Source organism: Anaerovibrio sp. RM50, from assembly GCF_000622005.1.
In the GTDB taxonomy this organism is placed as follows: Bacteria; Bacillota; Negativicutes; order Selenomonadales; family Selenomonadaceae; genus Anaerovibrio.
On record NZ_JHWV01000001.1, the window covers coordinates 66,991 to 82,831 of the forward strand.

Here is a 15,841-nt window from a genome sequence, read left to right on the forward strand (position 1 = left end):
GCGTTATATCTCCGGATAAGGTATGCCCATGTGCTCATAGCCCGCCTTGGTCACCATACGGCCCCTTGGGGTCCGGTTTATAAAGCCAAGCTGCAAAAGATACGGCTCATAGACGTCCTCAATAGTATCGTTTTCCTCGCTGATGGCCGCCGCCAGGGTGTCAATTCCCACAGGGCCGCCGCCAAATTTTCTTATCATGGAATCCAGCATACGCCTATCAGTATGGTCAAGGCCCATCTTGTCCACCTCAAGGCGCATCAGGGCTTCATCTGCAATCTGATCAGTTATGACACCGTCTCCCGTTACCTGAGCAAAATCCCGGACCCGCTTCAAAAGTCGGTTGGCAATACGTGGGGTACCACGGGAACGACGGGCAATTTCCAGTGCCCCCTTGTCCTCTATGCCGATATCCAGTATCTCCGCCGCCCGCTTGATAATCAGCACCAGATCATCGGGCTTGTAGTATTCAAGACGGGAAATAACCCCAAAGCGGTCACGGAGAGGAGCTGCCAGTGCTCCCGCCCTGGTGGTGGCACCAATCAATGTAAAGGGTGCAATGTCCAGACGAATGGAGCGGGCACTTGGCCCCTTGCCGATGACAATATCCAGGGCAAAATCCTCCATGGCGGAATACAGCACCTCCTCCACATTACGTGAAAGACGGTGAATCTCATCAATAAACAATACATCCCGCTCATTAAGATTGGTTAAAAGTGCCGCCAAATCCCCGGAATGATTAATGGCCGGACCGGAGGTTATGCGAAAATTAACCCCCATTTCATTGGCGATAATCCCCGCCAGGGTGGTCTTCCCCAACCCCGGAGGGCCGTACAGCAATACGTGGTCCAAGGCCTCCTGACGATTAAGGGCCGCCTTGATAAAAATATCCAGATTGTCCTTGGCCTTGTCCTGGCCGATATATTCCCGCAAATGACGGGGACGCAGACTGTACTGCCAGTCATCTCCCGACTGCTCATTCATGGTGACAATGCGATCATCACCGAAATTAATTTCCTCCATCCCCTATCACCTCCTGGAAAGCTGCTTCAAAGCCAGCTTGATTACACTCTGAACGTCAGCCTCAGGGTCAATTTTTCCCATATTCTGGAAGGCTGAATTGACCTCGGCCTGACTGTATCCCAGAGACATAAGGGCCGCCGCTGCCTCGCTTAAGGTATCCTCTCCCACCTGGGACTCTCCAAATAAGCCACCCACATGCTGGGTATCATCTTCACTGCTGCTGAAGGTCAGCTTGTCCTTCAATTCAAGAATCATGCGCTCCGCAGACTTCTTGCCAATACCCGGCAACGCAGTCAGAGCCTTTACGTTCTTGTTCTGCACCGCCTGTGCCAGTCCATCAGGTGTAATGGCCCCAATAATGCCCATGGCCACCTTTGGACCGATGCCGCTGATGGCAATAAGAAGCTGAAACAGATCATACTCCTCCTGGGTGGAAAAGCCATAAAGCTGCATGGCATCCTCCCGAACGCTGAGATGGGTAAAGAGCATGGTCTCCTGCCCCTGTCTCAGTCTGGCTCTGGTATTGTTGGACACAAATACCCTGTAGCCCACGCCTCCCACATCAAGAAGACAATAATCTATAAAAATGTACTCAACTTTTCCCTTTAAAAAACCAATCATCTAAATACAAAACTCCGATTAATTATTTTCGTTCTTCCAAAGCCTGGCGCAGGGCCTTTTTCATAACCTCAGTATCCGGCTCAATCCCCGTCCAAAGCCGCAGGGACTCTGCCCCCTGTCCCACCAGCATAGCCTCCCCGTTAAGGGTTTCACAGCCATGCTCCCGGGCAGTCTTCAAAAATAAGGTTTCCGCAGGCGTGTAGATAATATCATAGGCCAGGATCCCCTTTGGCACCCTGTCCCAATTCAAAGGAGGCATGGCCTCCACATAAGGGCACATTCCAAGAGGAGTGGCATTAATGAGAAGCTCCGCCTTTTCCAGGGCAGCCTCAAACTCAGGAGTGCTCCAGTCCAGCAAAGTAATTTCCATGTACTTAGAAAAATACTCCACCAATGGGCGCACCTTTGGCACATTCCGCACCCCAATGGTAAGGGAGGCAACATTCTCCTGAATAAGGCCCCAGATAATAGCTCTGGCCGCCCCGCCGCCACCGAGAAGAACTGCCCTCTTTCCCTTTGGCTCATAGCCCTTCTCCTTCATTCCCCCGATAAAGCCCTTCACGTCTGTATTGTAGCCGGTGAGAACACCGTCCTTGTTGACAATGGTGTTTACTGCCCCAAGGATTTCCGCATCCCTGTCTATAGAATCGAGGTACTTCATAACCCTTTCCTTATGTGGAATCGTTACATTAAGGCCGCAAATGCCCATAGCCTTCATGCCCTTTACAGCTGCCTCCAGCTTGCCATCCGCCACGGGAAATGCTGTATATATGTAGTCCAGCCCCGCCGCCTCAATAGCCGCATTCTGGAACACCGGTGACAGTGAATGTGCCACAGGATTGCCAATAACCGCCAAGGTCTTCGTCTTCCCAGTAATCATAAGCAAAACACCTCAAAACTATATAAAAACACTTCTACTTTTAGCTAAAGAACATCTTTAATATTATACCATAATAGGAAATCCAAAAACATTAGTAAATGGAGGAATAAAATCCTAAATATGGTATAATTGGCAAGTAAAGGTTTAATAAAATTATCAAAAATATCCCCCAGCAGGAGAAGGTGAGTTATATGACCTACGAGATGAAAATGCAGGAAGCCCGCAATGATGGCCGGGACGAAGGCGAAAAAATTGCTGACCGCCGTACTGCTAAACGTATGCTGGCCAAAAATAAGCCTATAGATGAAATCCTGGAATTCGTTGATTTAACAAAGGAAGAAATCCAGGAGCTGGCCAAGGAAATCCAATAATACGCAAAATAACAAAAGCCAAGAGTGCATTTTTAACACTCTTGACTTTTATTTTTGATCATTCCAATCAGCTATTTTCATCACCGCAGTAAAGCGGAATAACATTTATGAGCGGTTCTTCGTATGGATGAACGCGCCTGATGGCCTGCAAAGTGCGGGGCAGATTATCCTTCATAACGTTTACCTCCACCTTCAGCTCATCTTCCTCGCTTATGACATTTTCTTCGCCAATATATGGCTTTGCGCCATCAAGGGGTCTCCAGGTGCCCCTGACGCGGCTATAAGAAAGGCAGCTGTCATAATTGCCGATATGCCCTGCATCAACAGTCTGCAACGCCTTTTGCAATTCCTTAAAATGACTTTCCGGTATATAAATCTCCAGCTTAAAATGCTCCATATTGCACCTCACCTGAAAAACAGATTGGCTATCACACTCAGGACAATGCTGATTATAATACAGGTCATTACGGGGAAGTGAAAAGAACTGTTTTCCCCCACCACATTAATATCCCCTGGCAGCTTGCCAAATGGAATAATTTTGCCGCCAAAATGAATCACACAACCAACCACCACAAGAATTATTCCCAAAATTATAAGTATCTTTCCAATATCCGTCATTTACAAATACCCTTTCATAAGCCATTTTCATCCCTTGGCTGAGCTGCGTCAATACTCCGCATTTACTCTACCCCTGGGAAGCTGTCCACATACTTGATTTTAATATCAGGGAAGCTTTCCACAAACTGAACGGTAAAATCCTCTCCGTACTCCACAAACTGCCATTTGCCGATTGCATCAGGAAAGGAACTGACTACTTTCACCCGCAAATCCGGAAAGGCTTCAACTACCTTTACCTTCACGTCAGCAAAATGCTCCACCACCTTCACCTTGCCATAGAGTCTTATGTCTTTGTAATAACCGTCCTTATTTATTACTGTGGCAGCAAAAGCGGTAGCCGAACACATCATTATCAGGGCAAAACACAGAAGCATAGTCACACGTTTTCTCATGGCCAGCATCTCCTTTTCAGAAAGCATTTATTTCTGTTTCAAATGGTTATTTAATGGCTATTTTATCGTCTTGCTCATTTAACAGCAGTCAGATCCGCTGGTAACAGCTCTGCCGCCTCTTTATCCAAAATAACCGCCACATCTCTGTGCAGCTGTAAAATCGAGGCTGGTGCCTCCGGGGTAACATCACCACAAAGAGCCTTATATACTGCCTTTGCCTTGTTCCTGCCATTGGCCAGCAAAATGACGTGCTCAGCCATCATTATGGTCTTTATCCCCATACTTATGGCATAGCGTGGCACTTCGTCCACATCGTTAAAAAATCTGGAATTAGCCAATATGGTTTCCTCATCCAGCTCCACCTTATGGGTTGTGGCCGCAAATTTCACATCAGGCTCATTAAATCCTATATGGGCATTCTGGCCGATTCCCAATACCTGCAAATCTATTCCGCCCTTGGCTGCAATAAGCTGCTCATAACGCTCTCCCTCTGCCACCACATCCTGGGCCACGCCGTTGGGAATGTGGACATTTTCCGGCTTAATATTTATATGCCTGAAAAAATGTTCCTGCATAAAATAGTGATAGCTTTGGGGGTTGTCCGGGCCCATGCCGATATATTCATCAAGATTAAAGGTGGTTACCTCGGAAAAATCCAATCCTACTGTTCTGTGTACTGCCACCAGCCGTTCATACATAGAAAGGGGCGTACTGCCGGTAGCCAGCCCCAATACACTGTTTGGCTTCAAATAAATCTGGCCGGCAACAATCTTGGCTGCCTCCAATCCCATCTGCTCATACGAATCAGTAATTACAACGCGCATATTGGCTACCTCCCCTCCATATTCTCAATGTCTTTTCTATATTATACCCCATATATGAAAATTTTTATATTTTTACATTTTGACCTATTGACTTTTTGACTTATGTGACTATAATAATAATTGAGGAAGGGGAAAAGGAAAAATCCCCCACCTCACCAATTAAATCAATTATCTAAATGAAAGGGGATCGTTACTATGTTAGGTTTAGTTCCATTCGCAATGAGAAATGATTTGGCACGTGAGGAAGATGGATTCGATCGCCTGTTCAACTGGATGAGTCAACCAATTGCAAGCATCTTCAGCGACACAGGTTTCAGTGGCAAGTCCTTCAACGTGGATGTGAAGGATAATGGCGACAGCTACGAGCTCGAGGCTGAGCTGCCTGGCTTTGCCAAGGAAGATGTACACCTTTCCTATAAAGACAATTATCTTTCCATCTCTGCCAACAAGGAGGAATCCAAGGACGAAAAAGATGATCAGGGCAACTTCATCCGTCGGGAGCGCTATTCCGGCAGCATGAGCCGTTCCTTCTACATCGACAATATCGATGAAAATAATTGCAGTGCCGACTTCAAGGACGGTATTCTCACCGTGACCATGCCGAAGCTGTCAGCTCCTGTGGAAGAAATCTCCCATGAGATTCCAATCCACTGATGGGTAATCCAAATCCCATCCTAATTTTTCAGATTTGATTCACTAAGATCTCGTAACAAACAAAGAATCGGACCTTCACCATTGTGAGGGCCCGTTTTTTTTTACCAAATTTTGTCTATACTCTAAAGATAACTAACTCCCCCATTACCTCATAAACACTAAATGACATATATAGGCATATCTATCCCATCAAAACTTTAATAATGCGCTTTTGGTATTCGAAATATTTAATAAAAATAATAGTATTTTGTAAATATATTATGTATAATATTATATATGATTAATAATATTATACGGAGATGATTAAATGTTTGCAAAATGTTGTGGGGCTACTACTTTGGGGGTGGATGGCCAAATTATAGATGTAGAGGTGGATGTGGCCAATGGCCTTCCCGGAGTGGAGATGATTGGTCTTCCAGATACCATGGTGCGGGAGGCAAAGGAGCGGGTAAGGACAGCGGTAAAAAACTCTGGTATCAAGGTGATGCCCCAGAAAGTGACAATAAATCTGGCTCCAGCCGGCATTAGAAAGGATAGCCCGGGCCTTGATTTGCCTATTGCTATGGCTATGATGGCGGCTTATGGAATAATAACCCAAGAAAGTATAGAGGGATATTTGTTTTCGGGAGAGCTGTCCCTTGAGGGACAAGTGCGAGGTGTGGCCGGTATTTTGCCCATGGCCATAAAAGCTAAGGAAATGGGATTTAAGGCATTTTTTGTGTCTGGTGAAAATGTCAATGAGGCACTACTGGTGGATGGCTTGGCAGTATATAGGGTGGAGACCCTACAAGGCCTTATAGATTACCTTAATGGCAAAGTGGTCTGGGAACAATCCATACCTACAGAAGATGAGCAGGAAATAAATGATGAAACAACGGAGGATTTTGCTGATGTTCAGGGGCAGTTTGTAGCCAAAAGAGCTTTTGAAATCGCTGCGGCAGGGGGCCACAACATTTTGCTGGTGGGAAGTCCTGGGGCAGGCAAGACCATGCTGGCCCGTCGTTTAAATTCCATTTTGCCGGAAATGACATTGGATGAAGCTTTGGAAGTGACGAAGATTTACAGTATTTCAGGGATGTTGAAGAAAAATAGGGGTCTTGTTACCAAAAGACCATTCAGGAGCCCTCATCATACAACATCTGCTGTAGCCATGATAGGTGGTGGCACCATTCCCCATCCTGGGGAGGTGAGCCTTAGTCATAATGGTGTGCTATTTTTAGATGAACTGCCGGAATTTGGAAAGCAGGCCCTGGAGGCTTTGCGTCAGCCCTTGGAGGATGGGTCTGTAAGCATTGCCAGAGTAAATGCATCGTTGACTTTTCCATCCCGTATAATCCTATGCTGTTCAATGAACCCATGCCCCTGTGGTTATTACAATGACCCAGAAAAGCAGTGCGACTGCTCCTATCAGGAAATAAAGCGTTATAACAGAAAAATATCGGGACCTTTGCTGGACAGAATAGATATTCAGATTAGAGTGCCACGAGTAACATATAAAGAACTGACAGCAACAGAAAAGGCAGAGTCATCGGCTGTAATAAGAAAAAGGGTATCAAAGGCCAGGGATCGTCAGCTGGCAAGACTGGGAAAATACGGTATTGTGTGCAACGCCCAAATGACTTCATCTATTTTGAAGAAAACATGTAAAATTACCCAGGAGGCACAAAGGCTGCTAAAGTCAGCATTTATTGATAAAAGTATGTCTGCCCGTTCTTATGACAGAATTAAAAAGGTGGCCCAGACCATAGCAGATTTGGATGGCAGTGATGAGATAAAGGGAATCCATCTGGCAGAGGCTATACAGTTAAGAAATGAAATAGGAGTTTAAAAAATATATACGAAAATCAACAACACCCCGAAAACAGCAGTGATGCTGTTTCCGGGGGATGAATTTTTATGCCTTCCGATAAGGGGCATTTATTGGAAGTCTATCATTTTTTCTTGGCAAAACTTTCTGCATCCGAGGATTTAAAATTATATATAGGCTTCAAAATATCAATAATATTCACTGATTTTGCAACCATATCAACAATTTCCCCTAAAGATTTATATGCCATGGGGGCCTCATCAAGAGTACCTTCATTTACAGATGTAGTATATATTCCTTCCATTGCTTTTCTGTACTCATCCATTGACAAAGAATTAATCGCCTTTGTTCTTGACATTATACGCCCCGCTCCATGCGGTGCAGAGTAATTCCATTCCGGATTGCCTTTACCTATAGCCAGTATACTTCCATCTCTCATATTTATAGGAATAAGAACCCTTTCACCCTCATAAGCAGCTATGGCACCTTTTCTAAGAATCATCTTATCGATATCAATATAATTGTGTATAGTATGGAATGCGTCCATTCCCTTCATCCCGATTCTCTCAAGAAGGATATCCGCCATAATCTCACGGCTTCTTTTGGCAAAATTCTGACAGATCTTAACATCATGGAGATAAGCCTCAAATAACTGTCCAGTCAAATAACAAAGATCCTCTGGCATATCAGGAGTTTCTCGGTCCTTTTTCTCCTTCAATGCCTTAAGTGCTTGCTGTATTTCCTTATCCCTGCCCTGTTCCTTATATGTGCGAATTATCTTTTCCTGGGTTTTAAGATAATCATTGATACCTTTATGCTGATCAATGGCCATATCCTGATATAATTCGGCCACTTGTTTACCTAAGTTACGGCTTCCACTATGAATTACAAGATACTTTATCCCATCTGTGGTTACATCAACCTCGATAAAATGATTTCCCCCACCAAGGGAACCTAGGCTGCATTGAAGCCTATTGATTTTTTTAAGCTGCTCGTAACATTTAAGGCTGGATAAATCAAAGGCTTCCTGTGCAATATCCCATACATTCATCCCAGACGGAATATAGTGCGCCGCTTCATCAAGCCTGGCTAAATCAACATCTGACTTACCAAGCTTTATTGTATACATACCACAACCAATATCCACGCCGACCACATTAGGAACTACCTTGTCAGTTATAGTCATGGTGGTTCCTATAGTGCAGCCTTTACCGGCATGAACATCTGGCATGATACGAATACTGCTGCCATCGGTAAACTCATAGTCACACATCCGTCCAATCTGTTTCATAGCAAATGCATCAATCGCAGCTGCATAGCAAATAGCTGTATTTCTTTTGCCCTTAATTTCAATCATTGTAGTATCCTCATGCCACAATCTTCTTATATCTCTCAGAAGAAATAACTCTCATCATAAACTGGTACGGATTCAGACTATTTTCCTGCACCATGGAAAATATCTGCGGGGTGCATCCGGAAATCAGTGTAACCCCCTTTTCATTAATGGTAACAGGCTGTTGTCTGCTTCTGCTGTCAACATTCCAGAACACCAACTCTGGCAACCTGTAGCCGTGCTTTTCAAAATTTCCCTTGGCATTTTCAAAATTTGTCAAAGAAGAATTTTCTGCACAGCAATCAAACTCCATATCGGATATTATATAAAGCCTTGTGGGCATATCCTTTTGTGAAAGTCGATTTTTTACTGCCGTCCTGAGGATAATGTCAAATGTAGCAGCAATATCAGTATTACTGCATTCATTGTATCCCATGCAATAGTTTATCTTCTCATAAATATCTCGTCCCTTTATCTCAACAAGCTGCGGTGTGTTCGAAAAAGTTATAAAATGGCCCTTAAACGCCCCGGTATTATGCTCAGCAAAATAGATTCCCAAGGACTCTGCCACTGCTGCAGGCAAAGGATTATTTCCCCAATACATAGAGCCGGAACCATCCACAACTGCCAAAGCATTCTCACTTCCAACATAATTCTCCAGAGAATTCCAGGCCACATCCAAGGCATGTCTTTCCCCTTCCGTGATACCTTCGTATCCCCTTGCTCTATTAATGATTGGCGCAACAATATCATAGGGCGTAAGAGTACCTGTATGCATAACGGAAGAATCTGCCTCAGCTCTGTCCAGAAAATCCATATATCTCTCCTGGTCATTCCTGTAAAATGCCCGTCTATATTTAAGAAGCGCCTTGGAAGGCTGCTTCTCATAATCAAATGAATAATCCTTTTCTCTGAGATTATTCTCTATAATTTTGATACGCCCACGCAAAGCTGTCAGCAGTTTTCTGTAGGCAGCATCAGTAAGGCCTAATTTCTTAGCAATCTTTTTCCCGGCTTTTACGGTATCCTTATTGCTGGCATTCACAGATGGAAGCCACTTTGCAAGCAAAGACACCCCACCACCATTTTCAAGTGCCTTCCTATCGTCATCAAGCTGCTTCCTGAAATAATCCATAAGAATATCCTCGCAAGGAGTATTTAACAAGACAAGAAGGTCATCATATCTGCCATACTCTGCGACATATTCTATGTTCTTCTTAACTGTTTCCTGTTCATTTTTTGCCAAATAGCCCAGAATGGTTTTAAAGGTTCTTCTTTCTCCCAGGCCGCCTCTAATATCTCTTGCATAGAAGAGAATCTTGGTTGCCAAATCAGGATTTTCAGCATAAGCCTTTATAAATCTCGTAATTATATCTTCCTCATCTGCATGCCTTAATGCTCCAACTGTAGCAAAAAAATCCAGGCAGTCTGACATAGTTGATTTATATGTAACCGCACCATTCTCAGTATAACCCTTGTTTGCTTCATTTTTCAAAAGGTCTAACATTTTCAGTTCCTCCCTACATACAACCACAAGATACATTCTTAACATGACAGAAAGACTCTGCCTTTCCATCATGACAGATGATAATCACCTAATCTGATTCTGCTATATTGTTTGCTGTTAGCATCTTTTAAGTTGTTATGCGGCCCATGGAATGTAGCCCCGATGAGCCTCAAGATACAATTTTACAGACCGCCGCGAGCTCTTACCACGCAATGCCAGAATCGTGCTACATACAATCCTTCAACGGTTTATCATATATGTGCTGTTTGTATCTTTCTTCCTTTGGGTAATCTTTGGTTTTCACAAGACACCTTTTTAAAGACAGAATTTTTCCTGCATTCTGCAGTTTTCTGGTCCAACGCTTTTCCATTTAGTTGATCGCATATAAAATTGCTGTATGTGTCTTTTACTGCAAACTATCCCCAATAATTGTGGGGACGTGCTTTGGTGTTCTTATGATACAACAGAAAAAAGGATATTGAAAGAAGCAGTTTTCTACGATATTACAACCCCAATTATTATTTATTTTATGCTATAATTGAATATAATATCATAAAATTACAACCCCAATTAGGAGGCACTATGACAGAGAAATACAAAATTTATATACCAAAAGAAATGAAATCTCGGCTTTTAAATGATGCTGAACTTTTTGAATTCACCAAGAAGGATGGCTCCATCAACTTAAATGCCTTTTTGAAAGAGCTGCTGATCAATTATTTCGATGAATACAGGGACAAAAAAGCAACGCTTCTTAGTACGATTCTTGCAGACCTTAGTGAATTCCCGTCTATTTCCCGAACTGATGCAAATGCAATAGCAGATAAAATCATTAATACATACATGAAAAGCGACAAATATCGAACAGAGCGAACCACGGCAATCACCCTTACAGTAAGTGGCCGTTCCTTTGATGTTATGAAATCCATTGAGAATAATCTGCTTACAGATATTTCCTTGTCGCAATATATTAATGACCTCTTTAGTTCATATCTATCCATAGCACGTGACAAGCGTGAAATGATTATTTTCCGAAATACCTTTGAAGAATTAAATGAAGCAATACAAAGTAAAAGGATAATTACCTTTTCCACCTCTACAGTTAAGGACCTTATATTTGAGGTAAACCCATATCTCATAGCCGCATCCAAGGAAGAGCAATGTAACTACCTCTTATGTACAGATGTCATTAACCAAACAATTCATACATATAGGGTCTCCAGAATTACCGCACTGTACACTACTTCAAAATGCTATATTCCTGACGAAGCTCTCCGCCAGCAAATACTTGAAATTGCACAAAAGAATCCCCAGTCAACCTCAAAATATATTGATGCAGTAGTAAAGTTGACAGACCGTGGCGTTCATAAGTTCCGAATGATTGTAAAAAACAGACCAGATGTACAAAAAAAAGAAGGAAATACCTATTACTTCAATTGGCCAAAATTTGCCCTTGAAGACTATTTCCACCGCTTCGGATATGATGCTCTCATAATTTCTCCCGAAGAGTGTCGGGAATCAATGAAACGTTTCTACGGAAGATCATTAGACGTGTACATGAAAAATCGTCTCTAAGTATGAGGGAAACCGTATGTTTCATTGGCAGCCTCTTTCTCATACCACAATCTTGCTTTTGAATCAGATACCCGTAATAGGACAGAATAATGTGTCCAAGATAGCATAGGAGAAGATTGTGCAGTCAGTGATTGCACAATCTCTGGGAACATACGATAAAATTCCAAATATTGATATATTGCTCTTTTGGAAAAGCCCCTCCCATACTTTTCAGTAAGCTTAGTTGAAAGTGTAGCTATAATCTTCAATCCATAATTATCTTCACGCTTGTTGCTGACCAGTTCTTCTTCAGCAATTCTCTTTCCCAATAACCAGTTTCTTTTCAACAGTTCAACATTCACCGCGTGAAAAGCTGCCTTCTGAGAATTTTCTATTATCCTGCATACATCATCAACTATATTGGTAGTTACCTCATAGTTAATATTCAGCACCTCATTGTTAGCCATAATACTGCTTCCTCCCAACTCTTATCATTTCTCCACAACATTTTACAAGTATAATTATCATATCTACATAATATTATTAATTATATATTATATTTCATCTAATAATATTATGCAATATTATTGCTTTACATTATCTTTTTTTCAAAAATAAAGAACCCATGGGAAAGTTATCCCCCATAGGCCCTTTTCAGCATTATAAACAAACTATTCAATGCCTGGACGGAATAAGTGAAGCATAAGACTCACCCATCAGAACATGCTTATATCCTTCGCCTGAATCCTTCTGCGGACAGGTGAGGCTAACATCCACACAGGATTGGAATACCATAACAATGTCGCTGCCACCAAAGAGAAAATACCCCATAGGATCCCCCTTCCTGACAACATCTCCCACAGCCAGATTATCTTCCCAGTTGCAGGAGCAGATCTGAGACATTCCAATAGGTAAAATAGCCACAAGGCCATACTCATCTGTATCAATAACAACGCAATCCCTGGTTTCAATCATTTGCCATCCTGGAATTTCATCAATCAAACGATAGCGGGACAGCTTTGGATCCCACTCAGTAACTCCGCCGGCAGCGTTGGTCCCCGGGATTTTGCGCAGCTCAACAATTTTTCCGCTAACCGGGAAATGATACCGATGATAGTCATTTACATCAAGGAAAGTATGGGTTAAGGTACCACCCTTAAATGCATCGCCATAAGCGGAGCCAGGTCCCAGTAATTGAGGGATAGATGTAAAGTTAGCGGACTTAATGGCAACCCCTTCTTTTTGTATAAGATTACCTGTTTCGTCTATCTGCCAAATCCCCTGCGGGGTGGAATCTGCCGGAGCAACCACCTGGCTATCCGCAATTGGACGAACAGATGGATCTACCAAATGGCGGGCAAACCAGTCGTTAAAGCTGTTCCATACATTATGGTCTGCATACCAACCATACTGCATATTCATGGAAGGATCCTGCTTTATTCTCTGATAGTAGCTGTCCTTCCAGCTCTCCTTTGTCGAAAGGAACCGGCCCCATTCATTGGAATAGTCCCGACACCAAGTGGCAATAGGTTCATGATACTGAAGGGAAGGATAGTAGTATCCGCGGTTCTCCAGCTCCTCCAGTGGCTGATCCACTATAAACCAGAAATAATCAACGCTCTGATCTATATGGCTATATAGTGTAGGATAAGATGCATCCGAAAGCACATTCCACGGCATACAGGTCACGGCCCAATCCAGAAATGTATATAATTCATCCACACTTTGAATCGGATTGGTGTTGTGGTCCGGATTAATTACACGGGCCTTTGCAATGGATTTTTCCATCAGCCTCATCAGCTCAGGATCATCATTCAGATATTTCATCATGGAGATAGTGGCCTGAGAATGAGGCAAACCTGATGGTGGAACTGCCGCCTGTGCCCCGATGCTGTAAAGCAGCAACACCATCCCCAACAACAACGTAACGACTTTTCTTTGCATAAAAAGAACCTCCTTCCTTCTATCCGTAAATGAATAAACATATCGACATAATCTGGTTTTTACTTCGACATATTATTTGAAAAATCCTTCTGCTTTAACTGCTGACACCCCCTCGACAAGCACAAAAAATCCGCACCCACTATAAATGGATGCGGATTGCATTTAAAAATTAAATTTTAAACTTGCCGGTTTCCTGAGAAAGGTCAGTTGCAAGGGATGCCAATGCCTGGGAGGCAGAAGCAATTTCCTCGGAGGACGCTGACTGTTCCTCTGCAGCTGCAGAAATAGTCTGCGTATGGTCACTGGTAACACGGCTTACATCATCAATGTTATCAACAGCCTTTACGATATTTCTGGTACCAGAAGCAACGGTAGCAGCTGACTTACTGATAGAGTGCATCTTCTGTTCAATGCTTGTTACCATTTCCATAATCTTGGTAAACTGTACGCCTACACCCTGCACAGCCTCAGCTCCTTGCTGAACCTCAACAGAGCCCTGCTGCATTGCAGTAACAGCCGCTGAAGTATCATTCTGAACAGAGCTGATACGCTCCTTTATTTCCTCGGCAGCCGCTGAAGACTGTTCAGCCAGTTTTCTTACTTCCTCAGCAACAACGGAGAAGCCTCGTCCAGCATCTCCAGCCCGTGCAGCCTCAATTGCCGCATTAAGGGCCAACAGATTTGTCTGGTCAGCAATGCTGGCAATGGTTTCAACTATCTGGCCTATCTGCTGGGAATTATCACCCAGCTTCTGAACAACGCCCTCCAGCTGACGAACTGATTTCTCAATTCCCTGCATACGCTCAGTAGCATGCTTCATCAATTCCTCGCCCTGACGAGCTGCATTGGCTGTTTCTGCAGTATCTGCTGCAACCTCCTGGGCCTCAGCAGTCATGTTATCGATATCCAAAGAAACATTATCTACATTCTCTCTGGTGCCATCAACATTCTGCAGCTGCTTTTCCATACCCTCAGCAACTTCAGTAACCGTTTCAGCTACATTAGTAGCCGCCTGAGCTGCCTGATGGGCTCCAGCAGTCAATTCCTCACTGGAAGCTGCCAACATTTCAGCAGATTTCTTAACACCGCCGATAAGCTTTTTCAGATTTTCGTTCATGTTATTAACATCGGCAGAAAGCTGTCCTAACTCATCCTCAGAATCAACATGGAGCGGACGCTGATCCAATATACCATTGGACATTTCATTAACACGGTCAGCCAAATGCTCTACGACCCTGACAATACGGGTAGAGAATTTCAAGCAAGCAAATACTATCAATAAAATACCAACTATAGTAAGAATACCATAAACTATTTTCATAGTGCGAAGCTGACTAAATACGAAGCTGGTTGGAGCTGATACTACTGCCTTCCAGCCAGAAGTAGGAATAGTAGCATAAGCAACTACCTTCTCTTCGCCACCAGCGTCAGTTACAAAAAAGCCCTTATCATTATTTTTAATCTCGGTGGCAAAGGCCTTAAGAATCGGATTATCATCTGTTTTAGACAGGTTTTCTTCTTCATTGGCAGAGGCAATAATAATACCACTCTCAGGGTTTATCAGCATGCCCTTGCCCTCGCCACGGAATTTAATGGCCTTAGCCTGCTCAGCCAAGGTATCTATCTTAACGTCTTCACTAAATACGCCACCGACAGCGCCCTTACGATCATAAGGGACGGCAATAGTAACAACCATACTTCCACTGCTGACGTCCTTGTATGGATCAGTATAAATAATGTGACCTGCCTTTTTTGCATCTACATACCATGGACGCTTAGTCCATTCTCCCTGTCCAGTCAAGTCCCCATCATGCCATGCCATAGCAAATCCGTCATCCATTGCATGAATATCATCAAGGACTTCCTTATCATCGGCAATTTGCCCTACCAATTCATGACGCTTCATCATATCTGTACTATCAGCCGGAATCTGTTTAAATACATTAGCACCAGATATAACTATCTGCCCCTTGGCATTAAGCCAAGCGTCAGCCTGAGCAGACTGTCTTCCTATTTCGGCTATAATCTCTTCTTCCATAGTCTTTTCCAGTGAAGTAGAAGCTGTAAAATAACCAATAATAGATACAACGGCCATTATTACACCTGCTATACCGGACAGCATAAAAAACTTTTGTTTAATACCCATTTTCTTTATACCTTCCTTTCCTATTACTTTTTACCTACTATTTTCATGATATCATTAACCTATATTTTATTCAATATTTCATCCAAAAATTTATTATTGCTATTATGTATCCCAAACACAGCAATTAATTATAAAAATTTTTATTTTTTCGCTTAATTTTCTTAGCTTAG

The 15,841-nt window shown here is 43.1% G+C and carries 16 protein-coding genes; 4 read left to right on the forward strand and 12 right to left on the reverse strand.

Features of this window, described 5'->3' with window-relative positions; genetic code table 11:
• Nucleotides 1-3 precede the first annotated feature (3 nt).
• Genes ruvB through T525_RS0100405 form a run of 3 tightly spaced genes read right to left on the reverse strand, consistent with a single transcriptional unit; the run spans nt 4 to nt 2,521 of the window.
• The gene (gene ruvB / locus T525_RS0100395; protein WP_027405527.1) at nt 4-1,020 is read right to left on the reverse strand and encodes a Holliday junction branch migration DNA helicase RuvB; all 1,017 of its coding nucleotides are present in this window, start codon (nt 1,018-1,020) and stop codon (nt 4-6) included.
• Between the two features lie 6 nt (nt 1,021-1,026).
• Nucleotides 1,027-1,641, reverse strand: a complete 615-nt coding sequence (gene ruvA / locus T525_RS0100400; RefSeq protein WP_027405528.1) for a Holliday junction branch migration protein RuvA — start codon at nt 1,639-1,641, stop codon at nt 1,027-1,029.
• Between the two features lie 22 nt (nt 1,642-1,663).
• A complete protein-coding gene (locus T525_RS0100405; RefSeq protein ID WP_027405529.1) occupies nt 1,664-2,521 on the reverse strand; it encodes a shikimate dehydrogenase in 858 nt (285 codons plus the stop codon).
• Between the two features lie 191 nt (nt 2,522-2,712).
• Between T525_RS0100405 and T525_RS0100410 the strand changes: the two genes are divergently transcribed.
• Nucleotides 2,713-2,892: a hypothetical protein gene (locus tag T525_RS0100410; protein WP_027405530.1), complete on the forward strand. Its 180-nt coding sequence runs from the start codon at nt 2,713-2,715 to the stop codon at nt 2,890-2,892.
• 67 nt (nt 2,893-2,959) lie between these two features.
• Here T525_RS0100410 and T525_RS0100415 read toward each other — a convergent pair whose 3' ends face one another.
• From T525_RS0100415 to nagB, 4 genes are all read right to left on the reverse strand, one after another.
• A complete protein-coding gene (locus tag T525_RS0100415; RefSeq protein WP_027405531.1) occupies nt 2,960-3,289 on the reverse strand; it encodes a cytochrome c biogenesis protein in 330 nt (109 codons plus the stop codon).
• 8 nt (nt 3,290-3,297) lie between these two features.
• The gene (locus tag T525_RS0100420) at nt 3,298-3,510 is read right to left on the reverse strand and encodes a DUF2905 domain-containing protein (RefSeq protein WP_027405532.1); all 213 of its coding nucleotides are present in this window, start codon (nt 3,508-3,510) and stop codon (nt 3,298-3,300) included.
• Between the two features lie 62 nt (nt 3,511-3,572).
• Nucleotides 3,573-3,902 carry a hypothetical protein gene (locus T525_RS0100425; RefSeq protein WP_027405533.1) on the reverse strand — a complete coding sequence of 110 codons (330 nt, stop codon included), beginning with the start codon at nt 3,900-3,902 and terminating at the stop codon, nt 3,573-3,575.
• 74 nt (nt 3,903-3,976) lie between these two features.
• Nucleotides 3,977-4,726 (reverse strand): glucosamine-6-phosphate deaminase, encoded by a 750-nt coding sequence (gene nagB, locus T525_RS0100430; protein WP_027405534.1) that lies wholly within the window; start codon nt 4,724-4,726, stop codon nt 3,977-3,979.
• 195 nt (nt 4,727-4,921) lie between these two features.
• Between nagB and T525_RS0100435 the strand changes: the two genes are divergently transcribed.
• Entirely contained in the window at nt 4,922-5,380 is a 459-nt protein-coding gene (locus T525_RS0100435) for an Hsp20/alpha crystallin family protein (protein WP_027405535.1), read from the forward strand.
• A gap of 307 nt (nt 5,381-5,687) precedes the next feature.
• A complete protein-coding gene (locus tag T525_RS0100440) occupies nt 5,688-7,208 on the forward strand; it encodes a YifB family Mg chelatase-like AAA ATPase (protein WP_027405536.1) in 1,521 nt (506 codons plus the stop codon).
• Nucleotides 7,209-7,311: 103 nt separating this feature from the next.
• Here the strand turns inward: T525_RS0100440 and T525_RS0100445 are convergent, their stop codons facing one another.
• Both T525_RS0100445 and T525_RS0100450 read right to left on the reverse strand, forming a co-directional pair.
• Nucleotides 7,312-8,544, reverse strand: a complete 1,233-nt coding sequence (locus T525_RS0100445) for an RNA-splicing ligase RtcB (protein WP_027405537.1) — start codon at nt 8,542-8,544, stop codon at nt 7,312-7,314.
• A gap of 10 nt (nt 8,545-8,554) precedes the next feature.
• On the reverse strand, nt 8,555-10,027 hold the full coding sequence (locus T525_RS0100450) for a DUF2828 family protein (protein WP_027405538.1): 1,473 nt from the start codon (nt 10,025-10,027) through the stop codon (nt 8,555-8,557).
• A 582-nt stretch (nt 10,028-10,609) separates the two neighbouring features.
• Between T525_RS0100450 and T525_RS0100455 the strand changes: the two genes are divergently transcribed.
• Nucleotides 10,610-11,602 (forward strand): WYL domain-containing protein, encoded by a 993-nt coding sequence (locus T525_RS0100455; RefSeq protein WP_027405539.1) that lies wholly within the window; start codon nt 10,610-10,612, stop codon nt 11,600-11,602.
• Here the strand turns inward: T525_RS0100455 and T525_RS0100460 are convergent.
• The 3 genes from T525_RS0100460 to T525_RS0100470 form a co-directional block, all read right to left on the reverse strand.
• On the reverse strand, nt 11,599-12,048 hold the full coding sequence (locus T525_RS0100460) for a DUF1016 N-terminal domain-containing protein (RefSeq protein WP_027405540.1): 450 nt from the start codon (nt 12,046-12,048) through the stop codon (nt 11,599-11,601). The genes T525_RS0100455 and T525_RS0100460 overlap by 4 nt on opposite strands.
• A gap of 208 nt (nt 12,049-12,256) precedes the next feature.
• Nucleotides 12,257-13,525 (reverse strand): phosphatidylserine decarboxylase, encoded by a 1,269-nt coding sequence (locus T525_RS0100465; RefSeq protein WP_027405541.1) that lies wholly within the window; start codon nt 13,523-13,525, stop codon nt 12,257-12,259.
• Nucleotides 13,526-13,694: 169 nt separating this feature from the next.
• On the reverse strand, nt 13,695-15,671 hold the full coding sequence (locus T525_RS0100470) for a methyl-accepting chemotaxis protein (RefSeq protein WP_027405542.1): 1,977 nt from the start codon (nt 15,669-15,671) through the stop codon (nt 13,695-13,697).
• Between the last annotated feature and the right edge of the window lie 170 nt (nt 15,672-15,841).